The organism is Ottowia sp. (genome assembly GCF_046348305.1).
Taxonomy (GTDB): Bacteria; Pseudomonadota; Gammaproteobacteria; order Burkholderiales; family Burkholderiaceae_C; genus Ottowia.
On record NZ_JAXMEM010000003.1, the window covers coordinates 824047 to 847066 of the forward strand.

Annotated in this window: 20 protein-coding genes, 1 tRNA gene and 1 riboswitch; of the genes, 9 read left to right on the forward strand and 12 right to left on the reverse strand. The window is 67.8% G+C overall.

What is annotated here, in order from left to right; all coding sequences use genetic code 11:
• Positions 1-56: 56 nt before the first annotated feature.
• Positions 57-794: an enoyl-CoA hydratase/isomerase family protein gene (locus U1F38_RS03945; protein ID WP_409985733.1), complete on the forward strand. Its 738-nt coding sequence runs from the start codon at positions 57-59 to the stop codon at positions 792-794.
• A gap of 76 nt (positions 795-870) precedes the next feature.
• Positions 871-3477: an ABC transporter permease gene (locus U1F38_RS03950; RefSeq protein ID WP_409985734.1), complete on the forward strand. Its 2607-nt coding sequence runs from the start codon at positions 871-873 to the stop codon at positions 3475-3477.
• A gap of 24 nt (positions 3478-3501) precedes the next feature.
• Here the strand turns inward: U1F38_RS03950 and U1F38_RS03955 are convergent, their stop codons facing one another.
• Positions 3502-4080 carry a TMEM165/GDT1 family protein gene (locus tag U1F38_RS03955; RefSeq protein WP_409985735.1) on the reverse strand — a complete coding sequence of 193 codons (579 nt, stop codon included), beginning with the start codon at positions 4078-4080 and terminating at the stop codon, positions 3502-3504.
• Between the two features lie 4 nt (positions 4081-4084).
• Positions 4085-4262: riboswitch (yybP-ykoY riboswitch) on the reverse strand.
• A gap of 68 nt (positions 4263-4330) precedes the next feature.
• Between U1F38_RS03955 and U1F38_RS03960 the strand changes: the two genes are divergently transcribed.
• Positions 4331-4837 carry a GNAT family N-acetyltransferase gene (locus U1F38_RS03960; protein ID WP_409985736.1) on the forward strand — a complete coding sequence of 169 codons (507 nt, stop codon included), beginning with the start codon at positions 4331-4333 and terminating at the stop codon, positions 4835-4837.
• A 113-nt stretch (positions 4838-4950) separates the two neighbouring features.
• Positions 4951-6137, forward strand: a protein-coding gene (locus U1F38_RS03965; protein ID WP_409985737.1) for an IS3 family transposase whose coding sequence is annotated in 2 segments (ribosomal slippage) — positions 4951-5206 and positions 5206-6137 — 1188 coding nt in all. Because the reading frame shifts where the segments join, the coding sequence is not laid out codon by codon here.
• Between the two features lie 210 nt (positions 6138-6347).
• Here the strand turns inward: U1F38_RS03965 and U1F38_RS03970 are convergent.
• From U1F38_RS03970 to U1F38_RS03985, 4 genes are all read right to left on the reverse strand, one after another.
• Positions 6348-6845, reverse strand: coding sequence for a hypothetical protein (locus U1F38_RS03970; RefSeq protein ID WP_409985738.1), 498 nt, complete (start codon positions 6843-6845; stop codon positions 6348-6350).
• Complete coding sequence (locus U1F38_RS03975) at positions 6842-7345, reverse strand: lysozyme (protein WP_409985739.1); 504 nt, start codon at positions 7343-7345, stop codon at positions 6842-6844. Before U1F38_RS03975 ends, U1F38_RS03970 begins: the two co-directional genes overlap by 4 nt.
• Positions 7346-7932: 587 nt before the next feature.
• A tRNA-Ala gene (locus U1F38_RS03980) sits at positions 7933-8008 on the reverse strand.
• A gap of 26 nt (positions 8009-8034) precedes the next feature.
• Positions 8035-9381: an NAD(P)H-dependent oxidoreductase gene (locus U1F38_RS03985; protein ID WP_409985740.1), complete on the reverse strand. Its 1347-nt coding sequence runs from the start codon at positions 9379-9381 to the stop codon at positions 8035-8037.
• A 208-nt stretch (positions 9382-9589) separates the two neighbouring features.
• Here U1F38_RS03985 and U1F38_RS03990 point away from each other — a divergent pair, with 208 nt between their 5' ends.
• Positions 9590-10477 (forward strand): alpha/beta hydrolase, encoded by an 888-nt coding sequence (locus U1F38_RS03990; RefSeq protein WP_409985741.1) that lies wholly within the window; start codon positions 9590-9592, stop codon positions 10475-10477.
• Between the two features lie 108 nt (positions 10478-10585).
• On the opposite strand, the gene U1F38_RS03995 is transcribed toward U1F38_RS03990, so the two are convergent.
• Entirely contained in the window at positions 10586-11563 is a 978-nt protein-coding gene (locus tag U1F38_RS03995; RefSeq protein WP_409985742.1) for a GMP reductase, read from the reverse strand.
• A 146-nt stretch (positions 11564-11709) separates the two neighbouring features.
• Positions 11710-12846 (reverse strand): M20 family metallopeptidase, encoded by a 1137-nt coding sequence (locus tag U1F38_RS04000; RefSeq protein WP_409985743.1) that lies wholly within the window; start codon positions 12844-12846, stop codon positions 11710-11712.
• A 42-nt stretch (positions 12847-12888) separates the two neighbouring features.
• On the opposite strand from U1F38_RS04000, the gene dapF reads away from it, so the two are divergent.
• Positions 12889-13761 carry a diaminopimelate epimerase gene (gene dapF, locus U1F38_RS04005; protein ID WP_409985744.1) on the forward strand — a complete coding sequence of 291 codons (873 nt, stop codon included), beginning with the start codon at positions 12889-12891 and terminating at the stop codon, positions 13759-13761.
• 47 nt (positions 13762-13808) lie between these two features.
• Positions 13809-15077, forward strand: coding sequence for a kynureninase (gene kynU / locus U1F38_RS04010; RefSeq protein ID WP_409985745.1), 1269 nt, complete (start codon positions 13809-13811; stop codon positions 15075-15077).
• Positions 15078-15102: 25 nt separating this feature from the next.
• Here kynU and U1F38_RS04015 read toward each other — a convergent pair whose 3' ends face one another.
• On the reverse strand, positions 15103-15792 hold the full coding sequence (locus U1F38_RS04015) for a hypothetical protein (protein ID WP_409985746.1): 690 nt from the start codon (positions 15790-15792) through the stop codon (positions 15103-15105).
• A 60-nt stretch (positions 15793-15852) separates the two neighbouring features.
• Between U1F38_RS04015 and U1F38_RS04020 the strand changes: the two genes are divergently transcribed.
• Positions 15853-18345, forward strand: coding sequence for a UvrD-helicase domain-containing protein (locus U1F38_RS04020; RefSeq protein WP_409985747.1), 2493 nt, complete (start codon positions 15853-15855; stop codon positions 18343-18345).
• Positions 18346-18432: 87 nt separating this feature from the next.
• Entirely contained in the window at positions 18433-19743 is a 1311-nt protein-coding gene (locus U1F38_RS04025; protein ID WP_409985748.1) for an MFS transporter, read from the forward strand.
• A gap of 50 nt (positions 19744-19793) precedes the next feature.
• Here U1F38_RS04025 and U1F38_RS04030 read toward each other — a convergent pair whose 3' ends face one another.
• Genes U1F38_RS04030 through U1F38_RS04045 form a run of 4 tightly spaced genes read right to left on the reverse strand, consistent with a single transcriptional unit; the run spans position 19794 to position 23002 of the window.
• A complete protein-coding gene (locus tag U1F38_RS04030; RefSeq protein ID WP_409985749.1) occupies positions 19794-20864 on the reverse strand; it encodes a PLP-dependent cysteine synthase family protein in 1071 nt (356 codons plus the stop codon).
• A complete protein-coding gene (locus U1F38_RS04035; RefSeq protein WP_409985750.1) occupies positions 20861-21664 on the reverse strand; it encodes a BPSS1780 family membrane protein in 804 nt (267 codons plus the stop codon). The genes U1F38_RS04030 and U1F38_RS04035 overlap by 4 nt, the downstream gene beginning before the upstream one ends.
• Positions 21661-22659, reverse strand: a complete 999-nt coding sequence (locus tag U1F38_RS04040) for a homoserine kinase (RefSeq protein ID WP_409985751.1) — start codon at positions 22657-22659, stop codon at positions 21661-21663. Before U1F38_RS04040 ends, U1F38_RS04035 begins: the two co-directional genes overlap by 4 nt.
• A gap of 10 nt (positions 22660-22669) precedes the next feature.
• The gene (locus U1F38_RS04045; RefSeq protein WP_409985752.1) at positions 22670-23002 is read right to left on the reverse strand and encodes a hypothetical protein; all 333 of its coding nucleotides are present in this window, start codon (positions 23000-23002) and stop codon (positions 22670-22672) included.
• Positions 23003-23020 lie beyond the last annotated feature (18 nt).

Below are 23020 nucleotides of genomic sequence, written 5' to 3' on the forward strand. Positions count from 1 at the left end.
GCGCAAGCAGCTACGCTAAATATAGCAACCCTCGATCTGTCTTGGCCGGAGTCACCATGTCCAAACCCATCACCTACGAATCCGAAGACCACATCGCCCACATCACCCTGCGCCGGCCCGAGCGGCGCAACGCCCTCAACGCGGAGATGACCGCGCTGCTCAACGAGTCCTTTCGGCGCTTTGCCGCCAGCGACGATCGCGTGGCCTTGCTCAGCGCCGAGGGCGATCATTTTTGCGCCGGCGTGGACGTGACCGATCCGTCCAAAGAGGCGTGGAAAGGCGTGCCCAACGTCGGCGTGAAGATCGACAAGCCGCTCATCAGCGCCGTCCAGGGCTGGGCTGTGGGCGCGGGCTTCACGCTGACGATGATGAGCGATCTGTGCGTCGTCGACGAGACGGCGCAGTTCATGTTTCCCGAAGCCAAGCTGGGCCTGTTCGGCGGCATCACCGCCGGGTTGGTGTCGCGCATCCCGCACAAGGTAGCGGTCGAATTCATGATGCTGGGCGAGCCGCTGCCTGCCCAGCGCGCCTACGAGGTCGGCCTGGTCAACCGCGTCGTGCCCAAGGGTGGCGCCCACGCCGCCGCACTGGAGATGGCCCAGCGCCTGGCCGACGCCGCCCCCCTGGTGCTGCAAACCATCAAGCGCGCCACGCTGGAGACCTTGCCCAAGTCCCCCGCCGAAATCGCCTATCCGCAAATGGGCTACCTGACCGAGATCGCCACCAGCGAGGACTACAAAGAGGGCGTGGCGGCGTTCAAGGAGAAGCGCAAGGCGAAGTTCACGGGTCGGTAGTCACCGCCCAAGCCGCTGGCCTGTGTTCGCGCGACCGCGCCAGCGCGACGCCGTCGCATTGCGTACAGTGCGGGCCATGAATGTTTCTGCATGGATGCTGGGCTGGCGATCCCTTTGGCGCGATCTGCGCTCGGGCGAGTTGCGCCTGTTGATGGTGGCCGTCACCCTGGCGGTGGCGGCGCTGACGGCGGTGAGTTTTTTCTCCGACCGGCTGAAGTCCGGCCTGGAGCGCGACGCGCGCCAGTTGCTGGGCGGTGATGCGGTGGTGGTCAGCGACAACCCGCCGACCGCGGCGTGGCTTGACCAGGCGCGCGCGCTCGGGCTGGAGCAGGCGCTCACGCTGGGCTTTCCGACCATGGGCCGCGCGCCCGATGCGCAGGGCGGCGCCACGCGCCTGGTGGCGCTGAAGGCGGTCGATCAGGGCTACCCGCTGCGCGGCCAGTTGCGCCTGACGCGCGATGCGCAGGACACCACGGGCGTGCCGACCGACACCATTCCCGCGCCCGGCGAGGTCTGGGTCGCACCGCCGCTGCTCGATGCGCTGGGCCTGAAGCTGGGCGACCCACTGTTGCTGGGCGATGCGGCGTTTCGGATTGCCGAGCTGATCGCGCTCGAGCCCGATCGCGGCGCCGGTTTCATGAACTTCGCGCCGCGCGTGATGATGCGCGCGGCCGATCTGCCGGCCACCGGCCTGGTGCAGCCGGCCAGCCGCATCACCTGGCGGCTGGCGCTGGCGGGCCCGGATGCGGCGGTGCAGCGCTATCTGGATTGGGCCGACGCCGAGCTGAAAAAGCCCGGGGTGCGCGGCGTGCGGCTGGAGTCGCTGTCCACCGGCCGCCCCGAGATGCGCACCACGCTCGACCGGGCCGACAAGTTCCTCAACCTGGTGGCGCTGCTGGCGGCGCTGCTGTCGGCGGTGGCGGTGGCGCTGGCGGCGCGCGGGTTCGCGGCGCGCCATCTGGACGCCTCGGCCATGCTGCGTGTGCTGGGCTTGCCGCAGCGGCGCATCGCTGCCGCCCACACGTTCGAGTTTCTCCTGGTCGGCCTGGTCGCCAGCCTGGCCGGCGTGCTGATCGGTTATGCCGTGCACCACGTGTTCGTGCTGCTGCTGGCGGGGCTGGTCGAAAGTGCGCTGCCGGCGCCCAGCGCCTGGCCGACCCTGTTCGGCCTCGGGATCGGGCTGACGCTGCTGATCGCCTTCGGCCTGCCGCCGGTGCTGCAACTGGCCCAGGTGCCGCCGCTGCGCGTGATCCGGCGCGACGTCGGCGCGCTGCGGCCGGCGTCACTGGCCGTGCTGGCGCTGGGCGTGCTGGGCTTTGCCGCGCTGCTGCTGGCGGTGAGTTCCGACCTGAAGCTGGGTCTGATCGCCGTGGGCGGCTTTGCCGGCGCGGTAGCGCTGTTCGCGCTGCTGTCCTGGAGCGCCGTCAAGCTGCTGCGGCCACTGGTCAACGAGCAGACCGCGCCGCGCTGGATGGTGCTGGCCACGCGGCAGCTATCGGCGCGGCCGGCCTATGCCGTGGTCCAGGTCAGCAGCCTGGCGGTGGGGCTGCTGGCGCTGGTGCTGCTGGTGCTGCTGCGCACCGATCTGGTCGACAGCTGGCGCGCCGCCACGCCGGCCGACGCGCCCAACCGCTTCGTCATCAACGTCATGCCCGATCAGGCCGATGCGTTTCGCGCCGCGCTGCAGGGCGCGGGCGTGAGCCAGCTCGACTGGTACCCGATGTTTCGCGGCCGCCTGGTGGCGATCAACGGCCGGGCCGTGTCGCCGAGCGACTACCCCGACGACCGCGCCCAGCGACTGGTGGAGCGCGAGTTCAACCTTTCGCACGCCGCCGAGCCGCCCAGCCACAACGACATCTCCGCCGGCCGCTGGACGAGCGGCGAGGCCGGCGCGATCAGCGTCGAGTCGGGGCTGGCCGAGACGCTGGGCCTGAAGCTGGGTGACACGCTCACGTTCGACATCGCGGGCAGCGCCACCTCCGCGCGCATCACCTCGTTGCGCAAGGTGGACTGGGCCTCGATGCACGTCAACTTCTTCGTCATGTTCCCGCTGGCCGAAATGCCCGAGCTGCCCATCACCTACATCGCCGCCTACCGCGCGCCCGAAGTGTGGCCCCCACGCTCCTCGGCTTGGCGTGATTCGCTGCCCGCCGAGGGGGCACCTTCCACCTCGGGGCGGCCCGGCGATGGGGCGGCCGGGTTCGACAACGCCCTGGTGCGCCAGTTTCCCAACATCACCAATGTCGACATGAGCGCCACCATCGCCCAGATCCAGCGCGTCATGGATCAGGTGATCCGGGCGGTGGAGTTCCTGTTCGGCTTTACCCTGGTGGCGGGCCTGATCGTGCTGTTCGCGGCCGTGAGCGCCACGCGCGAGGAGCGCGCGCGCGAGTTCGCCATCATGCGCGCCGTGGGCGCCGGCAGCCGGCTGCTGGGCCAGGTGCAGCGCGCCGAGCTGGCCGGCGTCGGCCTGTTGGCGGGCGTGCTGGCCAGCGTGGTGGCCAGCGTCGTCGGCTGGGCGATGGCGCGCTGGGTGTTCGACTTCAGCTGGCACGCCTCGCCCTGGGTGCCACTGGCCGGCGGCGTGGTGGGCGCCCTGCTGGCGCTGGCCGCGGGCTGGTGGAGCCTGCGCGAGGTGCTGCGCCGACCGGTGGTGCAGACCTTGCGGCAGGCGGCGGACTGATTCTGGCGAGCCGTCGGACCGCGGTCAGATCCCGAAGCTCGCCCCGGCCCCCAGCAGGGTGGCGATGCCCAGCAGCGCAAAGATCGCGGCCGCGATCGAGTGCACCAGCTTCATCGGGATGCGCGCGGCCAGCCTGTCGCCCACGAACACCGCCGGGACGTCGGCGATCAGCATGCCCAGCGTGGTGCCGATGATCACCAGCACGGGGGTGCCGTAGTGCGCCGCCATTGCCACCGTGGCGATCTGCGTCTTGTCGCCCATCTCGGCCAGAAAAAAGGTGACCAACGTCGCGCCGAACACGCCCAGGTGCTGCGCCACCTGGGTTTCTTCCTCCTCGATCTTGTCGGGGATCAGCGTCCACACCGCCATGCCGATGAAAGACAGGCCCAGCACCCAGCGCAGCACGCCAGGGCTGACCACCGACATGATCCAGGCGCCCAGCGCGCCGGCCAGGCCGTGGTTGACGAGGGTGGCCGCCAGAATGCCCAGCACGATCGGCAGCGGCTTCTTGAAGCGGGCGGCCAGGATGAAGGCCAGCAGTTGCGTCTTGTCGCCGATTTCGGCCAGGGCGACAACGCCGGTGGAGACGAGGAGGGCTTCCATGATGGGTTCCAGGCCGGTGTTGCAGACGGTTGACCACCACGCATCCCCGGCCAAATCGGAGGCATGGTGGTCAAAGGTCTTGCCAAGCGTGGAAACCGCTGACGCCATGACCCGAGCGGGTCAAGTGTGTTGACGTCAGCCTCTTTCGCGATGAAGAGCGGCTACTCCCCAATGACGCAGGTATTGTAGCGGTGTGGACGCAGCCAAAGCAGCCTTCTTGAACCGAGGCGCCAACCCCAGAGAAACAGCCATGCCACCCAGCATTCGAGCGGAAGCGCCAAAAGACGCCCCGACCATTGAAGCTGTCACGGTGGCGGCCTTTCTGGACGCGGCGCACACCAGCCATACCGAGCAGTACATCGTCAATGCACTACGGCGCGCGGGTGCGTTGACGATTTCTTTGGTCGCCGAACTCGATGGCGTGCTGGTGGGCCACGTCGCCCTGTCACCGGTGAGCATCAGCGACGGCAGCCTGCACTGGTTCGGCTTGGGCCCGATCTCGGTGCTGCCCGCGCACCAGCGCCGTGGCGTCGGCGCCGCACTGATGGCGGCGGCACTGGCAGCCCTGCGGCATCATGGCGCCCAGGGGTGCGTGCTGCTGGGAGATCCGGGGTATTACGGTCGATTTGGTTTTTGCGCCACCGCCGACCTGGTTCTCCCGGGCGTGCCGCCCGCGTATTTTCAGGCGCTGCATCTTGGCCCATTGCTCCCGCGCGGCATCGTCACCTACCACCCGGCGTTTGAGGCCACGGCTTGAGGCGCAGTCGGGGGCGCCCTCGAGCGAGGCTGCGCACTGACGGTGCAAGTGACCTTGCCCCCGAAAAACGTATCCCTTGCTGAGTGGTTCAATCCAAGCAAGGAGAGACGAAGATGACGAAGACGACGAGAGCGCGCTACACGCTCGAATTCAAGCAAGAGGCCGTGCGGCTGGTCGAAGGCGGCCAGAGCATCGCGGCGGCCGCCCGCACCCTGGGCGTGGTCGATCAGACCCTGTTCAACTGGGTCAAAGCCCAGCGTGCCGGCAAACTCACCGGCGCCGACAGCAAGCTGGTGAGCGCCGAGCAGATGGAGATCAGTCGGCTGCGCGCAGAACTGGCGCGCGTGAAGATGGAGCGCGACATCCTGGGAAAAGCGACGGCGTACTTCGCAAAGGCATCGACGTGAAGTACGCCTTCATTCAGCGCCACCGGCGCGTGTGGCCCATCTCGGTGCAGTGCCGCGTGCTCGGCGTCAGCGTAGCTGGTTATCACGAGCACTTTGTACGGCGCGCCAGCGATGACCATCGTCGCCACCTGAGCGACGACGCGTTGCTGGTACACATCAAGGCCATCCATGCCCAGAGCCGCGGCAGCTACGGTTGGCCCCGCGTGTGGCGTGATCTGCTGGCCCGGGGTATCCGCGTAGGCAAAGAGCGGGTGCAAAAGCTCATGCAGTTGCACGGCATCCGCGCCAAGGGCAAACGCCGCTTCAAAGTCACCACCGACAGCCGCCACGATCTGCCGATTGCGCCCAACCTGCTTGGGCAGCAGTTCAACGTGGCCGAGCCAGACAAAGTCTGGGTGGGCGACATCACCTACATCGCCACCGACGAAGGCTGGCTGTTTCTGGCCGTGGTGATCGATCTGTTCAGCCGTCAGGTGGTGGGCTGGAGTCTGCGCAGCGACATGACGCGCAGCATCGTCATCGATGCGCTGCGCATGGCGTGGTTCAAGCGCCATCCAGGCAAGAATGCCGGGGTGATCTTCCACAGCGACAGAGGCAGCCAGTACGCCAGCGGCGAGTTCACGGCGGTGCTGGCCGAGTACGGCATCACCAGCTCGATGAGCCGCAAGGGCAACTGCTGGGACAACGCATGCAGCGAGACCTTGTTTGGTTCGTTGAAGGTGGAGCGGCTGCACGGGCAGCGGTTCAACACTCGCCGTCAGGCCATGGATGAGGTGATTGGCTGGCTGCTCTGGTACAACCGGGAACGGCTGCATTCGACGCTGGACTACGTCAGCCCGATGCGGTTTGAAGAGAACTGGCAGGCCAATCAACCCCGGCAAGCCAGTGCATGAGAGCAGCTATGGGATACGGATTCCAGGGGCAAGGTCAGGAGGCTCTTTTGCTGGGCAGGAATACATCGGTCTTTATCCTCTGGTTGAACGTCTTCCATTGACTGGCGGCGGAACTAAACTCTGTGTCGTAGAGAAGGCTGGCAAGGGATATAGGTTCCTTGACGACTTTGCCCGTGGTCAAGCGACAATTCGCGCTTTCAGCAATTAGCATCACTCTGCAGATCGACCCATCTCGCTGACCCACGCCTGCAACGCCTTCAATTGCTCGGCGTTTTCGTGGCAGATCTGGTAGTTGGCGGCAACGGTTCCGGCGACGGCAGAGAGCGCAATGCCTGCGGGGGCCGCATCAGCATCTCGGGCGAGCTCGGGCAGCTCACCTGCGGCGGCAGTGTCGTGCAGGCGCACAAAGCCACGGTTGATAGTGCAAGCAGCGTCGGCTTGAACGAGCACATAGACGGGAACCTCCTTGATGATGGTGTCGCCCTTCTCGCGGACGACGCGAACGCGGTCGACGTACTCGGTGACGACCTTGACGGTGGCCGCGGCCTGCTTCTGACGAACGGTGGCGGCTTGAAGGGTTTGTTGCTGGACGGCGGCGTCCCACTGCGCCTGAACGTGCCCGGCCCCTTTGATCCAACCGAAGCCGATCAGCGCAGCGGCGAGCAACGCCAAGGCCAGCAGGCGGTACGGCCAAGGGATCAGCATCATGGCGCGGCCTCCCCGAGGCACTGGCGGTACTCGGCCTGACGCCGTGTGGCAAGTCCGCCGCACAGACGTGCATTGGCGAGCAGCGCGCAGTCCTTGCCCTGGAAGAAGCGCCAGCGCAGCAGTTCGGCGCAGGCTCCGGCGTAGTCCTCGGCGTTGAGTTTCTTCACCAGCGTGGATTGGCAGAACGCGCGGCTGCCGACGTTGTAGGAAAAGCTCACCAGCGCGTCGTACTCGTGCTGCGCCAGCGGCACGGTCACGCATTGCTTGAGCGCACCCTCGAACTGCTGCACATCGGTGAGCGCCCGAGCCAGCGCCTTCGGCGGCGTGGTGGTGTCGCCCAGCTTCACCCCGGTGGTGGTGCCGAAACCAATGGTCGGCACATCGCCCTTGACCGGAATCACCGCGTGGTCGGTGTAGCCCTCGTGCAGCACGATGCCGACCAGGGCGGCGGCGGACAGGGTCAGCGCGGTCACCGTCCGTCGTTGCGGCGGCCGGATCATCGGTGCATCTCCGGCTGGGCGACGAGCCGTGCGATGGCCGCGCCGATGCTGGCGCTGAAGGCGAGAAGCACGAACACGCCACGCGGCAGCACGTCACCAAACAGCGGCACGACCACCTCCGCCGCCGTGAAGGCCGCCGCCAGCAGCGAAAGCCGAGCTCCACCTCGCAGGCAAAGATGCCCGCCACAGCCCAACCCGCGTAGATACCCAGATCCACGGCACCGGCCCCGAGCGCCTGCAAGGTCTGGATTAGGCCATCGGCGCTGGTATAGGTATTGCCGCCGAGCATCAGCCAGCCATTGGCGGTGCTGACTTGCACCCCTGTGGTGCTATCGAAGGTGTCGGCTCCACCATCACTCCACGGATTCCCTGACGAACAAGGAGCCGGAAACCCGCATCAATGCTGGGGTGGGTGCGGCGGCGTCCGTCGCAGAAACAGAGAATGGGCGGGAACAGAGAGCGGGAAAGTGCCCGAAACCGGGCTGTCCTGGGCTGTGGCGTCCGTCGCAGGTAGGCTCGAACCCGCGCCAGCACTGGGGATTCCGGGCGAAAAAAAACCAACCGAGAACGGTTGGTTTCTTGAAAAGTGGTGGAGAGGAGGAGGATCGAACTCCCGACCTCCGCATTGCGAACGCGGCGCTCTCCCAGCTGAGCTACCCCCCCACAAGGGACTGCCATTCTATCGCATCTCAGGCGGCGGGCTTGAACGCGCTTTCCATCTCGCGGCGGATTTGCCAGGCGCGCGTGGTGGTGTCCATGGCCACATCGGCCCAGGTCAGGCACTGGCCCTTGGCCACCGGGTGCAGCACTTTCACGTCGTGCGCCAGGCCCAGCGGCAGGCCGCCCAGCGCCATTGATCTGGATGCGGGTTGCAGCTTGCCCCACACGGTGGCGCCGCCTTCGCCGTCCAGCACATCGCCGGGTCGCAAATCGCGCTTGGCGGTGGCCACCACGTCGGCGTGCCAGCCTTGCGCCACGCCGGTGGGCTCGCGCCGCAGGGCCACGCTGGCCACGCTTTGGCCCACCTCAAGGCCAATCAGGTGCCAGCGCTTGTACAGGGTGAAGTAGCGGCCGCTGTCGTCGGTGTGGGCGTTGTATTCCTCGAAGCAGTGCTTGATGTAATCCGTATCGGCTTCGACCGTGACCCACACGCCCATGCGGATGTCATAGTCGATGGGCGTGCCGTCGGGTCGCAGGCTGGAGATGACCTCGACCATGCCTTTTTTCTCCAGCACGCCGCCAACGCTCGCCGGGCGCGTCAGGTTGGGGATGTCGGCGATGCTGCCGGGCGGATAGCGCAGGCCGTCCTGTGGCACGGCCAGGCCGGTGGCGTTGGCCACCGCCGTGCTTTCGATGGCGGGCTTGCTGCCGTCCAGAAAGCTGTTGAACATCTTGGGGTTGAGCCCGCCGCGCGCAGCTTGCTCGGGCGTGAGGCCATAGTAGCCCCACACGGTCTCGGGCGTGCTCTCGCAAAAATGCGGCAGCCACTTGTGGCCGCGCCCGGCCGCCACCACCGGAAAGCCGCAGGTGCGCGCCCAGTCCACCAGATCGCAGATCAGCGCGGGCTGATCGCCAAAGGCCATCGAATAGACCACGCCCGCCTGTTGCGCGTGGCGTGCCAGCAGCGGGCCGCAAAAGGCGTCGGCCTCGACGGTGACGTTGACCACGTGCTTGCCGTGTGCAAAGGCCTCCAGGCAGTGGTCGACGGCGGCGACGGGGTGGCCGGTGCATTCGACCACCACGTCGATGGCGGGGTGACGCACCAGGGACTGCCAGTCCTCGCCCACGTGCGTGGCGCCGGTCTTGAGCGCCTCGTCGATGGAGGCCGCCTGCGCGCGCTCGGCCGGCCAGCCCACGCGCGCCAGGTTGGCGCGGGCGCCATCGGGCGACCGGTCGGCAATGGCGGCCAGGTGCACGCCCGGCGTGCGCGGCACCTGCGCCAGGTACATCGAGCCGAACTTGCCGGCGCCGATCAGGCCGACGCGGATGGGGCGGCCGGCGGCGGCGCGTTGCAGGAGTTGGGTGTGCAGGCTCATGGGACGATCCTCCGCGTTGCGCGCTGCGGGATTCACGCTTGGGAGCGGCCCGGCGCGCTCATGGCAGCGTGTGGTCGAGGACAAGGGGCGAGGCCGTAGGCCCTCGCCGCCTGGGCCCCGCGCCATCGCGGCGCAAAATGATTGGCATTCTGCCGCATCCGGCGCGGTGCGGCGCTTGCTGCGCTTTGCGCCAAAATCGCGCCTGACCATGCCCCGCCCCGACGATTTGCCCCACCGCTTTCCGGCCCCCACCCAGCCCGACATCCAATGGCTGGAGCGGATGTACAACAACCTCATGCGGGTGCCGGATCATCGCGACTATTTCGCGCGCTGGACGGCGCAGTCGGTGCAGGTGCGCGCCAGCCTGCCATGCACGCTGGACGTGCCCTATGGCGAGGCGGCGCGCGAGCGGCTGGATGCGTTTGCCGCCCCCCGGCGGGGCGCGCCGCTGGTGGTGTTCGTGCATGGCGGCTACTGGAAGGCGATGGACAAATCGCACCACAGCTTCATCGCCGGGGCGCTGCACGACATGGGCGCGGCGGCCGTGCTGCCCACCTACACCCTGTGCCCGCAGGCCAGCATTCCACAGATCACGCTGCAGGTGGCGCGCGCCGTGGCCTGGGCCTGGCGCAACGCCAAGAGCCTGAACGCCGACCCGCGCCGCCTGACGGTGATCGGCCATTCGGCCGGCGGCCAGTTGGCGGCCATGATGCTGGCCTGCGCGTGGAACGTGCTGGATGCCGGCTTGCCGGCGCACGTGGTGCGGTCGGCCGTGGGCCTGTCGGGCCTGTACGACCTGGAGCCGCTGATGAACACGCCCAGCCTGCAAGAGGTGCTGCGCCTGACGCCCAAACAGGTGCAGCAGGCCAGCCCGGTGCGCCTGCCCGCACCCACCCACGGACAGCTGCTGGCCGTGGTGGGCAGCCAGGAGAGCGGCGAATACCTGCGTCTGAACCGCGCCATCCAGCAGGCCTGGGGCCGCGAGCGCGTGCCGCATGCGCTGGCCCTGCCGGGACTCAATCACTTCAGCATCGTCGAAGCCCTGGCCACCCCTGGCCATCGGCTGAACCGCATGGTGCGTGAGCTGATTGGTTGATGCAGAACCCGATCGCTATTAAAAACGGAGCTGCTTGCGCTTGTCCTGTATGCCCAAGCAGCTGTTTTTATTCTGAATCGGATTGATGGCAGCCACCGCCCCGGGCCGTCACATGAACAGGTGCTCGCCCGCGTTGTCGCCGCCCAGGATCACGTAGTTGACCTTGCGCACGTCCATCAGTTTGGTGCCCCCGGCGTAGCTGATGGAGCTTTGCACGTCCTGCTCCATCTCGATCAGGGTATCGGCCAGCTTGCCCTTGATGGGCTCCAGGATGCGCTTGCCCTCGACGTGGCGGTACTCGCCCTTGTTGAAGTCGCTGGCCGAGCCGTAATACTCCTTGAACAACTCGCCATCCACCTCCACCGTGCGACCGGGCGACTCTTCGTGGCCGGCAAACAGCGAGCCGATCATCACCATCGACGCGCCGAAGCGCACGCTCTTGGCGATGTCGCCGTGGCTGCGGATGCCGCCGTCGGCAATGATGGGCTTGGTGGCCACGCGCGCGCACCACTTGAGCGCCGACAGCTGCCAGCCGCCGGTGCCAAACCCGGTCTTGAGCTTGGTGATGCACACCTTGCCCGGGCCCACGCCCACCTTGGTCGCGTCGGCTCCCCAGGTTTCCAGGTCGATCACGGCCTCGGGCGTGGCCACGTTGCCGGCGATCACGAACGACTGCGGCAGCTTGGCCTTGATGTGGCCGATCATGTCGCGCACCGCGTCGGCATGGCCGTGGGCGATGTCGATGGTGATGTATTCGGGCGCCAGGCCCTCGGCGGCCAGTTGGTCCACCGTGGCGTAGTCGGGCGCCTTCACGCCCAGCGAGATGCTGGCGAACAGGCCCTTTTGCTTCATCTCGCGCACGAACACCACGTTGTCCAGGTCAAACCGGTGCATCACGTAGAAGTAGCCGTGCTCGGCCAGCCAGGCGCACAGCGGCTCGTCCACCACCGTCTTCATGTTGGAAGGCACCACCGGCAGCTTGAAGCGGCGCCCGCCAAAGTCGATGCCGGCGTCGCATTCGCTGCGGCTTTGCACGCGGCACTTGCGCGGCAGCAGCAGGATCTGGTCGTAGTCGAAGATTTCCATGAGGGTCCAAGCTCCAGTCGGGTTGCGGGGGAGGGCGCTTGGCCTGGCTGCCGGCCTTGGGCCCGCGCGCGGCGCGGGCACAAAAAACCGGGCCAAGAAATCTTGGGCCCGGTGCGCGATTGTATGGGGTTCTCGGCCCCGCTGTGTCAGTCCAGGTGCGTCAGCAGGTGATGCCAGAAGCGCGTGCGCGTCAGCAGGGTGGACACCAGCACGTGTTCGTGCCAGGTGTGCGCGCCGTCGCCATCGGCGCCCAGGCCGTCGATGGATGGCACGCCCACGGCGGATGTGAAGTTGGCGTCGCTGCCGCCGCCGGTGGGCGGGGCTTCTTCCAGCACCAGGCCGACCGCGGCAGCCGACTGCTGGGCGCGGTGCAGCAGTTGCACCACCCTGTCGTCGCGCACCATGGGCGGGCGGTTGATCTCCACGTCGATGTCCAGCACCACATCCGGCCCCACGGGCTTGAGCTGGCGCATCCTGTCGGCCACCTCGTTGGCCGACACCAGGTCGGAAAAGCGAAAGTCCACCAGGCACTTGCAAAAGGCCGGCACGGTGTTGCTGGCGGTGCCGCCTTCGATGGTGCCCACGCTCACGGTCACGCCGCGGGCGTAGTCGGTCATCGCCTCCAGCGCCAAAATCTGGTGCGCCATCTCGCGCACCGCGCTGCGGCCCTGCTCGTGCGCCAGCCCGGCGTGCGAGGCCACGCCCTGCACGCTGATGACGGTGTTGCCCGTGCCCTTGCGCGCCGTCACGCAACGCCCGCCGTTGGCGCGCGCCGGCTCGCACACCAGGCAGTAGCGCGCCTTGCGGGCAAAGGCCTCGATCGTGGCGCGCGAGGCGTGGCTGCCCACCTCCTCGTCGGGGACGATCAGCAAGTCCACCGGCAGGGCGGTGGAGCCCGGCTGCGCCAGCGCGCCCAGCGCTGTCAGCACCAGATAGATGCCCGCCTTCATGTCGTAGCCGCCGGGGCCGTAGAAGCGATCGCCCTCCACACGCACCGGGTTGTGCGCCAGCGTGCCGATGGGGTGCACGGTGTCCAGGTGGCCCAGGATCAACAGGCCCGAGCGCGTGTCGCCGTCGGCGCGGTTGTGGATGTGCACCAGCGGCAGCAGCGGCGTGTCGGCCCTGGCCTGCACCTGCGTCAGTTCGGCGCGCAGGCCCAGGCCCAGGGCATGATCGCGCATCATTTCGGCCATGCGCATCAGCGCGGCCGGGTCGCTGGAGGGTGATTCGCAGCGCAGCCATTCGGAAATGCCTTGGACCAGTTCTTCGGTGGTGGTGTTCATGGGTTGGCTCTTTCGTATCCGGCCGCAAGGATAATCGCGTTCATGCGAGTTCCATTCACCAAGATGCAGGGCGCGGGCAATGATTTCGTCGTGCTGGACGAAACGCGCCAGCCGCTGGGCCTGGGCGCCGCGCAGTACCGCTTTCTGGCCGATCGTCACTTTGGCGTGGGGGCCGACCAGATCCTGACGGTGCGGCCTTCGCCGGCGCCAGGCATCGACTTCGAATACGTGATCCACAACGCCGATGGCGGCCAGGTGGAGCAGTGCGGCAATGGCGCGCGCTGCTTTGCGCGCTTTGTGCGCGATCGGCGCTTGACGGACAAGGACACCATCCGCGTGCAGACGCTGGGCGGCGTGATCGCGCCGCGCATCATGGCGGACGGGCGGGTGCGGGTGGACATGGGCGCGCCCGCATTCGATCCCGCTGCGGTGGCTTTCGACACGCAGGGCCTGACGCCGCTGGCCTTGGGCGGGGCGCAGCAGTGGCCGCTGGCGCTGACGGCCGACGGCGCGCCGCTGTGGCTGGTGCTCGTGTCCATGGGCAACCCGCATGCCGTGCAGTGGGTGCCCGATGTGGACACCGCGCCCGTCGCGCAGACCGGTCCGCTGATCGAGGGCCACCCGCGCTTTGCGCGGCGCGTCAACGCCGGCTATGGGCAAGTGGTCGATCGCCACACGCTGCGCCTGCGCGTGTACGAGCGCGGCGCCGGTGAAACCCTGGCCTGCGGCACGGGCGCCTGCGCCGCCGCCGTGGCGGGCATGCGCGCGGGTCTGCTGGGCGGCGAGGTGGACGTGCACACGCGCGGCGGCGTGCTGACCATTGGCTGGAGCGGCGCGCCGGATGCGCCGGTGTTCATGACGGGCCCCGCCACCACCGTGTTCGAAGGCGTGATCGAGCTGCCGGCTGGCGCTTGAACCGTTGACGACGTATAGCCCTGCAACCCATCGACCGGAACCCAAGCATGACCCACCTGACCCTTGACGACTGCCGCGGTATGGACGCGCGCGACCCCCTGGCCCCCTTGCGCGAACAGTTCGAGCTGCCGCCGGGCGTGATCTATCTGGACGGCAACTCACTGGGCGCCATGCCCAAGGCCTCGCTGGCGCGTGCGCGCGAGGTCATCACGCAAGAGTGGGGCACGGGCCTGATCCGCAGCTGGAACACCGCCGGCTGGTTCGAGCTGCCGCGGCGCCTGGGCAACAAGCTGGGCCGCCTGATCGGTGCCAGCGACGGCGAGGTCGTCGTTACCGACACCACATCGATCAATCTGTTCAAGGTGCTGGCCGCCGCGCTGCGCCAGCAGCAGCGCGTGGCGCGCGCGCGGCGCGTGATCGTCTCCGAGCGCAACAACTTCCCGACCGACCTGTACATGACGCAAGGCCTGATCGAGCTGCTGCATTCCTTTGGCGGCGCGCACTACGAGCTGAGGTTGATCGACGGCCCGCAAGACATCGACGCCGCGCTGACCGATGACGTGGCGCTGCTGCTGCTCACGCACGTCAACTACCAGACTGGCTACATGTACGACATGGTCGACGTGACGGCGCGCGCCCACGCCAGGGGCGCCGTGACGATCTGGGACCTGTGCCACTCGGCCGGCGCGGTGCCGGTGGATCTGAACGGCGCCGACGCCGACTACGCCGTGGGCTGCACCTACAAGTACCTCAACGGCGGCCCGGGCTCGCCCGCGTTCCTGTGGGTCAACGCGCGCCATCAAGAAACGTTCGCGCAGCCGCTGTCGGGCTGGTGGGGCCACGCGCGCCCCTTTGCGATGGAGCCGCAGTACGCGCCGCACGCCGGCATCCAGCGCTACCTGTGCGGCACCCAGCCGATCACCTCGCTGGCGATGGTCGAAAGCGGGCTGGACACCTTTGCCGCCACCGACATGCAGCAGCTGCGCGCCAAGTCGCTGGCGCTCACCTCGCTGTTCATGGACCTGGTGGCGCAGGAGTGCGCGGGCTTTCCGCTCACGCTCAACACCCCGGTGGACACCCGATGCCGCGGCAGCCAGGTCAGCTACGAGCACCCGCAGGGCTTTGCCGTGGTGCAGGCGCTGATCGAGCGCGGCGTGATCCCCGACTACCGCGAGCCGCGCATCATGCGCTTTGGCTTCACGCCGCTGTACATCGGCTTCGAGGACGTGTGGAGCGCCGTGGCCGTGCTCAAGGACATCCTGCACAGCAAGAGCTGGGACCAGCCGCAGTTTCACCAGCGCGGCGCGGTGACGTAGGACACGCCGCATCTGAAGCGCTGCATCAGCGGTCCGCGCCGTCGCAGCGCGATTGAGCGGCCGCCAGCACGCGGCCCCGGGCATCGCTCACCCAGCCCAGCAATTGCAGCCGCTCGGGGTCGACGCCTTCGGGCACGTTCATCGGGCGCCACAGCTGGCCCATGGGCTCGGTGGCGCGGGGCGCGATGGGTTCGCTCAGCAGGTTGCGCATCAGCACGCGCGGCACCGGTGAGCCTTCGGTGCCGGCGGGCAGCAGCTCGACCAGCGCCAGCCAGCCGGTCAGCGGCTGCTTGACGGGTGCGCGGCTCTTGAAGGTGAGCGACGCGCCGGCATATCCGTTCATCACCGGACCGCGCGACACCCGCACGTGATAGCGCCCACCGTGCACTTGATTTGATAGCTGCATGCGCTTGTTCGGTGCGGGCTGGCGCAACGCTTCAAGCCGTTCGAGCGATTCGCGCCGGGCCACGGCGGCAAGCGGCGCATCATCACCCTGGGTGCCGGCAAGCACCCAGTCCAGCACCAGCGTGCCGCTGGGCGGCGTGGGCGTGGGTTCGCGCCAGCAAGCCTCGCAATCGGCACTGATGAAGCGCTCCCGCAGCACGCGGGGCGTGCTCTGGCCGTCGCTGGTGCACAGGGCCCCGGCTTGCGCCCAGGCCGCCAGCGGGGGCAGCAGCACAAGGCAGGCGATAGAGCGGCGAAGAGGCGTGGACATGGGGTGGCGACCGATCAAGGGCAAAAGGGGCAGGGCGGCAGCGCTTTCTACAATCGGCGCATGTTCCCACACCCTGAAGGCGCGCGCGATCTTGCGCGCTCGGCACCGCCACCGGAGCTGCCCCTGCTGGCCGGCCTCAACCCCGAGCAAAAAACCGCCGTGACCTTGCCGCCCGAGCACGCCCTGATCCTGGCCGGCGCCGGCTCGGGCAAGACCCGCGTGCTGACCACGCGCATTGCCTGGCTGCTGCAAACCGGGCAGGTGTCGCCCGGCGGCGTGCTGGCCGTCACCTTCACCAACAAGGCGGCCAAGGAGATGCTGACGCGCCTGACCAGCATGCTGCCGCTCAACGTGCGCGGCATGTGGATCGGCACCTTCCACGGCCTGTGCAACCGCCTGCTGCGCGCGCACCACAAGCTGGCGGGGCTACCGCAGGCGTTTCAGATCCTGGACACGCAAGACCAGCTCTCGACCATCAAGCGCCTGTGCAAGCAGCACCAGGTGGACGAGGAGCGCTTTCCGCCGCGCCAACTGCAGTGGTTCATTGCCGGCAGCAAGGAGGACGGCCTGCGCCCGGCCGACGTGCCCGCGCGCGACGCCGAGGCGCGGCGCAAGGTGGAGATCTATCAGCTGTATGAAGACCAGTGCCAGCGCGAGGGCGTGGTGGACTTTGGCGAGCTGATGCTGCGCAGCTACGAGCTGCTGCGGGACAACGACCCGGTGCGCGAGCACTACCGCCGGCGCTTTCGCCACATCCTGATCGACGAGTTTCAGGACACCAACCGTCTGCAGTATGCGTGGATCAAGCTGATCGCCGGGCTGCCGGCCGAGGGCAGTGGCGGCGCCATCCTCGCGGTGGGCGACGACGACCAGAGCATCTACGCCTTTCGCGGCGCGCGCGTGGGCAACATGGCGGATTTTGTGCGCGAATACCACGTGCGCCACCAGATCAAGCTGGAGCAGAACTACCGCAGCCACAGCAACATCCTGGATGCGGCCAACGCGCTCATCAGCCACAACCAGGGGCGCCTGGGCAAGAACCTGCGCACCGATGCGGGCGCGGGCGAGCCGGTGCGCGTGCTGGAGGCGCCCACCGACTTTGCCGAGGCCGAGTGGGTGGTGGACGAGCTGCGGCAGTTGGTCAAAAGCGAGGACTACGAAAGACGTGAGGTCGCCGTGCTGTACCGCAGCAACGCGCAAAGCCGCGTGCTGGAGACGCAACTGTTCAACGCCGGCGTGCCCTACCGCGTGTATGGCGGCCTGCGCTTTTTCGAGCGCGCCGAAATCAAGCACGCGCTGGCCTACCTGCGCCTGCTGGAGAACCCGCGCGACGACACCAGCTTTCTGCGCGTGGTCAACTTTCCGCCGCGCGGCATCGGCGCGCGCACGCTGGAGGCTTTGCAGGATTCGGCGCGCGCCTTGGGCACGTCGCTGCACGACGCGGTGAGCAGCGTGAGCGGCAAGGCCGGCGCCAACCTGGCGGCCTTTGTGGCCAAGATCGACGTGCTGCGCGAGCAGACCGCCGGCCATACCCTGCGCGAGATCATCGAGCAGATGCTGGAGGCCAGCGGCCTGATCGAGCACTACCGCGGCGAGAAGGAGGGCGGCGATCGCATCGAGAACCTGGGCGAGCTGGTCAACGCCGCCGAGAGTTTTGTCACGCAGGAAGGCTTCGGGCGCGATGCCGTGGCGCTGCCGATGGACGAGCAGGGGCGGGTGCTGACGCAAAGCCCGGCGAGCCAGGGGCTGGATCCGAACTTGCCGGTGTTGGATGCGCCGCGGCCCTCACCCCAACCCTCTCCCGCAAGCGGGAGAGGCAGCGAGGAGACCCCTCTCCCCTCTGGGGAGAGGGTCGGGGTGAGGGGCGACGGCGTTTCGATGGACCCTGACCTCGAAACCGGCGAAACCCAGAGCCCCCTGGCCGCCTTCCTGACCCACGCCGCGCTCGAGGCCGGCGACAACCAGGCCCAGGCCGGGCAAGACGCCGTGCAACTGATGACCGTGCACGCCAGCAAGGGCCTGGAGTTCGACGCGGTCTTCATCACCGGGCTGGAGGAAGGCCTGTTTCCGCACGAGAACGCGCTGTCCGACGCCGGCGGCCTGGAGGAAGAGCGCCGCCTGATGTATGTGGCCATCACCCGTGCGAGGAGGCGCCTGTACCTCAGCCACGCGCAAACCCGCCTGCTGCACGGGCAGACGCGCTACAACCTGCGCAGCCGCTTTCTGGATGAACTGCCTGCGGACGTGCTCAAGTGGCTCACCCCGCAGCGCGGGGGTTTTGCCTCGATTGCTCCTCAATCGATAGCTGCTCGCGCCGATTGGACAAGCGCGATAGGCCAATTGGGTTCAAACTTGTCGGCACCAAAACTCGGCTCCACCACCAGCGGCCCCGCCATTCGCACCGGCCAGCAGGTGTTTCACGTCAAGTTTGGCGAAGGCCGCGTGCTGGCGGTGGAGGGCAGCGGTGACGACGCCCGCGCTCAGGTCAACTTTCCGCGCCACGGCGTCAAGTGGCTGGCGCTGGCGATTGCCAAGTTGACGGTGGTGGACTAAACCGCTACCGTGCGTAGGCCCAATGGCCTGCGGGCACGGACGTTTCTGTGAGTTTGTTTGATCTCGACAACAAAGGAAGGTTTCGACATGACGACACAAGCGATTCCCGTGCTCACGAACCGCCCGTCATCAACGGACAAACAATCGTCGTCGAAGACGATCATGGGCACCGGCATCGGCAACATGGTGGAGTGGTACGACTGGAACGTGTACGCCACCTTTGCCGCGTATTTTTCGACCCAGTTGTTCAGCCACGACGATCCCACCTCCGCCTTCTTGCAGACCATGGCGGTATTTGCCGTCGGCTTCCTCGCGCGCCCGATGGGGGGCTTTCTGTTCGGGTGGATCGGCGACCGCATCGGCCGCAAGCCGGCGCTGACCTTGAGCATCGTGTTTGCCGCCGCCGGTTCGCTCATCATCGGGCTTGCGCCCACCTACGATCAGATCGGCTGGCTGGCCTCGGTGCTGCTGGTGATTGCCCGCATTGTCCAGGGCCTGGCGCACGGTGGCGAGCTGCCGGCGGCCCAGACCTATCTGGTCGAGCACGCGCCGCGCGAGCGCCGCGGGTTTTTCGCCAGCTCGATCTACGTCAGCGGCACCATCGGGATCCTGCTGGGTCTGTTGCTGGGCGTGGGCCTGCAGGCGGTGCTGGACGAACAGCAGATGCAGGCCTGGGGCTGGCGCGTTCCGTTTGTCTTTGGCGGCCTGCTCGGTGTGGTGGCGTTCTGGATTCGCAACTCGATGGTGGAGTCGGAAATCTTTGACGAGCACCGCGAGCACGTCGAGCGCAAGGACGAAGAGAACGTCTTCGTGTCGGTGCTGAAGAACTGGCGCCAGGGCTTGCGCGTGATCTTCCTGACCGCAGGCATTACCACGTCCTACTACATCTGGGGCGTCATGATGCCGGCCATTGCAAAGACCTCGTTCGGGTTCGAGGCCAGATCGGCCTTCGCGGCCTCGATCATCGGCAATCTGTGCCTCATCGTGGCGTTGCCGTTCTGGGGCCGCCTGTCCGACAAGGTGGGGCGGCGCCCGTTGGCCCTCGTGGCGGTGCTGGGGAGCGCCGCAGCCTATTACCCGGCGCTGACCTATGTCTCGCGCGGAAGTTTCTTCGCGCTCGCGGCGTGCATCTCGGTTCAGCTCGTGCTGTTGGCGGCGATCCTCAGCCACGTGCCGGCGATGTTTGCCGAAATGTTTGAAACCGAGCAGCGCACGACCGGCTTCGGCATCTACTACTCGATCGCGATCGCCTTGTTTGGCGGCACCGCCGGTTACCTCTTCACCCTGGTCGGCAACCCGTATGCCTTTGGCGCCTACACCATCGTCCTGCTGTGCATTTCCGGGCTGGTGATCTGGTTCATGCCCGAAACGGCGGGCCGAGATCTCGCCCATTCCTGATCGCCGCGTCGACGCGCGGGGTGGGCGTCGCCGGATGTCCGGCCTTGCGGTCAGGCAGCCGGCCAATGGCCGCTGTCGCATGCGGCGTCAAGACGCTCGATCCAGGGCGCGATGTCGTGACCTTGGGCATTCAGCCAGGCGTCGCTGTAATACGTGTCCAGATAGCGCTCGCCGCCATCGCAGGCCAGGGTGACGATGGAGCCGGCCTGGCCGGCCGCGTGCATCTCGCAGGCCAGTTGCAGCGCGCCGCAAAAATCGGTGCCGGTGGAGCCGCCAAAGCGCCGGCCGACGCGGCGCTCGAGCACGCGCAGCGCGGCGTAGCTGGCGGTGTCGGGCACGCGCAGCATGCGGTCGATCACGCCGGGCACGAAGGAGGGCTCCACGCGCGGGCGGCCGATGCCTTCGACGCGTGAGGGCACCTCGCTGGTGACGCCGGGGTTGGCGCGGTTGTCGTAGTAGTCCTTGAACACCGAGTGCTCGGGATCGACCACGCACAGCTGGCTGGCGTGGCCCTGGTAGCGCAAATAGCGCCCGATGGTGGCCGAGGTGCCGCCGGTGCCCGCACCCACCACGATCCAGCGCGGCACGGGGTGCGGTTCGGCGCGCATCTGCTGGAAGATCGACTCGGCGATGTTGTTGTTGCCGCGCCAGTCGGTGGCGCGCTCGGCGTAGGTGAACTGGTCCATGTAGTGGCCGTTGCACTCGCGCGCCAGGCGCTCGGCCTCGGCATACACCTGGTCGCCGCGCTCGACGAAGTGGCTGCGCCCGCCATAGAAGGCGATCTGCGCCACCTTGGCAGCCGAGGTGCTGCGCGGCATGACGGCCACGAAGGGCAGGCCCAGCAGGCGCGCGAAGTAGGCCTCGGACACGGCGGTGCTGCCCGAAGACGACTCGATGATGGTGGTGCCCTCGCGGATCCAGCCGTTGCACAGGCCGTACAAAAACAGCGAGCGTGCCAGCCGGTGCTTGAGGCTGCCGGTGGGGTGGGTGGACTCGTCCTTCAGGTAGATCTGCACGCCGGGCAGCGCGGGCAGATCGATGGGGAACAGGTGCGTGTCGGCCGAACGCTGGACGTCGCGCTCGATGCGGTGCACGGCTTCGGTGATCCAGGGCGTGCTCATGGTTCGGGGATTTCGATGAGCGGTTCGTCGTCGCTCGTGAAGCTGTCACGGAAGGTGAACCACAGCGAGGTGAAGAACATGGCAGCCACCACCACCGACAGCGGAAACAGCGCGGCCGTGGCCACGCCGATGTCGGTGCTCATCGCGGTCATTGCCAGCACCAGCATCAAGAACAGCGCCACGCCCAGCGACAGCCCCATCCACAGCAGCCCGTACACCAGAAAGGCCCGGGCGTTGCGCAGCACGGCCACGGCGCTGAAAAACAGGCTTTTCAGCGGCGGCAGGTGGTGCCAGTGCACCAGCGCCGGCGCATGCCAGAACGCCAGCGATACCGGCAGGTACAGCAGCGTGCTGACCCACAGAGCGGTGATGAAGCCCGGGTCGTTGATCAGCTCGTTGGACATGCTGCCGCCGCCCATGTACAGCTGGGCAAAGCGCCCGCCGTCGATCAGGGCCGTCAGGCCCACCACCAGCAGGACGGCCACGGCGTACACCCCGCCCAGGATCAGGATGGCGCGCGTTTGCTCGCGCCCCTGATTAAAGGCCACGAACAGGATGCCGGGCAGCGGAAAGTTGCCGGCATCGGCCACGCGCGCGGCGGCCATCAGCCCCACGGTGAGGGCCGGCACCAGCACCAGCGCCAGCACGCCGCCGATGAGCGGCACCACGGCCAGCAGCGACAGCGCGGCCATGAACATGAAGAACAGTCCGGCCAGCGCGATCGGGCGGCGAAAGAAGGTGCGAATGCCCAGGCGCACCCATTGGGCGCCGGTGGCGGCGGGAAGCACATTGAGTTTCATGGGGTGATGGGCGCGGCCACGCGCTGGCGCAGCACGCGCTCGAAGTGGCGCGGGTCGTGCGGCGTGAGCAGGCTGGCCGTGCGCGGCAGGTGGTAGTCCCACAGCCGCGAAATCCAGAAGCGCAGCGCGCCGGCGCGCAGCATGGCGGGCAGCAGGCGCCGCTCGGCGTCGGTCAGGGCGCGCACACCCTGGTAGGCGTCCAGCAGGGCGCGGGTGCGCGGCCCGTCGGCAGCGCCGGTGGGCAGATCGATCGCCCAGTCGTTCAGCGTGACGGCCAAATCGAACAGCCAGGTATCGATACCCGCGAAATAGAAGTCGAAAAACCCCGTCAGCTCGGGCTGCTCGGGCGTGCCGGCAAACATGACGTTGTCGCGAAACAGGTCGGCATGCACCGCGCCACGCGGCAGGGCGGCATAGGCGCTGCCGGCGGCGATGTGGTTTTGATAGGCCAGCTCGGCGCGCAGCAGCGTTGCCTGCGCTTCGTCCAGGTGGGGCAGCACGGCGGGCACCGTTTCGTTCCACCACGCCAGGCCGCGCAGGTTGGGCTGGCGCCGGTCGTAGTCGCGCGTGGCCAGGTGGGCGCGCGCCAGCATGGCGCCCACGGCGGCGCAGTGGGCCGTGCCGGGGTTCAGCTCGCTCTTGCCATGCAGGCGGTTGACCAGGGCCGCCGGCTTGCCGCAGACGGTGTGCAGCAGGTCGTCCTCGCCGGCCGGCATGCGCGCACCTTCGGGCTTGGACTGCGGGTCGGGCACCGGCACGCCGTGCTGCGCCAGGTGCTTCATCAGGTGCAGATAAAACGGCAATTGCGCATGCGTCAGGCGCTCGAACAGGGTCAGCACCCATTCGCGCTTGTCACCGCACGCCTCGCTGGTGACGAAGTAGTTGGTGTTCTCGATGCCGCCTTCGATGCCGCGCAGGGCGGTCAGCTCGCCCAGGTTCAGGCGCTGCAGCAAGGCGCTGGCCTCGCTTTCGGAGACTTCGGTGTAGACGGCCATCGCCGGGGCTTCAGAACTTCAGGACTTTCCAGGTGCGCGGGCCCGCACTGCCGATCCCGGCCGCCGGGTCGGGCAGGGGCGATGCACCCGCCGGCTGCACGTCATACGAAGGCACGGCCGCCTTGGGCTGCACGGTGATGCTCTTGGTTTGCCCGCCCTCGCGCAGCTCGTTGATGCGACTGCCGGCGTCCTCCACCTCGATGTGCTCGATGCGCTGGTTGCTGGCGTCGCGCCGGGTGGCATCGCGTTCGGGCACCGGGGCACCCGGTGGCGGCGTTTGCGCGCTGGCCGACGCGGCGGCAACCAGCACGGCGGCCAGGAGCAGATGGCGGTGGTTTTGCATGCCATCGATTGTAGGCGC

What these genes read in the sequence shown, in the direction of transcription:
- U1F38_RS03945 (WP_409985733.1), top strand. Translation starts at nt 57, where the DNA reads ATGTCCAAACCCATCACCTACGAATCCGAAGACCACATCGCCCACATC.
- U1F38_RS03950 (WP_409985734.1), top strand. Translation starts at nt 871, where the DNA reads ATGAATGTTTCTGCATGGATGCTGGGCTGGCGATCCCTTTGGCGCGAT.
- U1F38_RS03955 (WP_409985735.1), bottom strand. Translation starts at nt 4,080, where the DNA reads ATGGAAGCCCTCCTCGTCTCCACCGGCGTTGTCGCCCTGGCCGAAATC.
- U1F38_RS03960 (WP_409985736.1), top strand. Translation starts at nt 4,331, where the DNA reads ATGCCACCCAGCATTCGAGCGGAAGCGCCAAAAGACGCCCCGACCATT.
- U1F38_RS03970 (WP_409985738.1), bottom strand. Translation starts at nt 6,845, where the DNA reads ATGATGCTGATCCCTTGGCCGTACCGCCTGCTGGCCTTGGCGTTGCTC.
- U1F38_RS03975 (WP_409985739.1), bottom strand. Translation starts at nt 7,345, where the DNA reads ATGATCCGGCCGCCGCAACGACGGACGGTGACCGCGCTGACCCTGTCC.
- U1F38_RS03985 (WP_409985740.1), bottom strand. Translation starts at nt 9,381, where the DNA reads ATGAGCCTGCACACCCAACTCCTGCAACGCGCCGCCGCCGGCCGCCCC.
- U1F38_RS03990 (WP_409985741.1), top strand. Translation starts at nt 9,590, where the DNA reads ATGCCCCGCCCCGACGATTTGCCCCACCGCTTTCCGGCCCCCACCCAG.
- U1F38_RS03995 (WP_409985742.1), bottom strand. Translation starts at nt 11,563, where the DNA reads ATGGAAATCTTCGACTACGACCAGATCCTGCTGCTGCCGCGCAAGTGC.
- U1F38_RS04000 (WP_409985743.1), bottom strand. Translation starts at nt 12,846, where the DNA reads ATGAACACCACCACCGAAGAACTGGTCCAAGGCATTTCCGAATGGCTG.
- dapF (WP_409985744.1), top strand. Translation starts at nt 12,889, where the DNA reads ATGCGAGTTCCATTCACCAAGATGCAGGGCGCGGGCAATGATTTCGTC.
- kynU (WP_409985745.1), top strand. Translation starts at nt 13,809, where the DNA reads ATGACCCACCTGACCCTTGACGACTGCCGCGGTATGGACGCGCGCGAC.
- U1F38_RS04015 (WP_409985746.1), bottom strand. Translation starts at nt 15,792, where the DNA reads ATGTCCACGCCTCTTCGCCGCTCTATCGCCTGCCTTGTGCTGCTGCCC.
- U1F38_RS04020 (WP_409985747.1), top strand. Translation starts at nt 15,853, where the DNA reads ATGTTCCCACACCCTGAAGGCGCGCGCGATCTTGCGCGCTCGGCACCG.
- U1F38_RS04025 (WP_409985748.1), top strand. Translation starts at nt 18,433, where the DNA reads ATGACGACACAAGCGATTCCCGTGCTCACGAACCGCCCGTCATCAACG.
- U1F38_RS04030 (WP_409985749.1), bottom strand. Translation starts at nt 20,864, where the DNA reads ATGAGCACGCCCTGGATCACCGAAGCCGTGCACCGCATCGAGCGCGAC.
- U1F38_RS04035 (WP_409985750.1), bottom strand. Translation starts at nt 21,664, where the DNA reads ATGAAACTCAATGTGCTTCCCGCCGCCACCGGCGCCCAATGGGTGCGC.
- U1F38_RS04040 (WP_409985751.1), bottom strand. Translation starts at nt 22,659, where the DNA reads ATGGCCGTCTACACCGAAGTCTCCGAAAGCGAGGCCAGCGCCTTGCTG.
- U1F38_RS04045 (WP_409985752.1), bottom strand. Translation starts at nt 23,002, where the DNA reads ATGCAAAACCACCGCCATCTGCTCCTGGCCGCCGTGCTGGTTGCCGCC.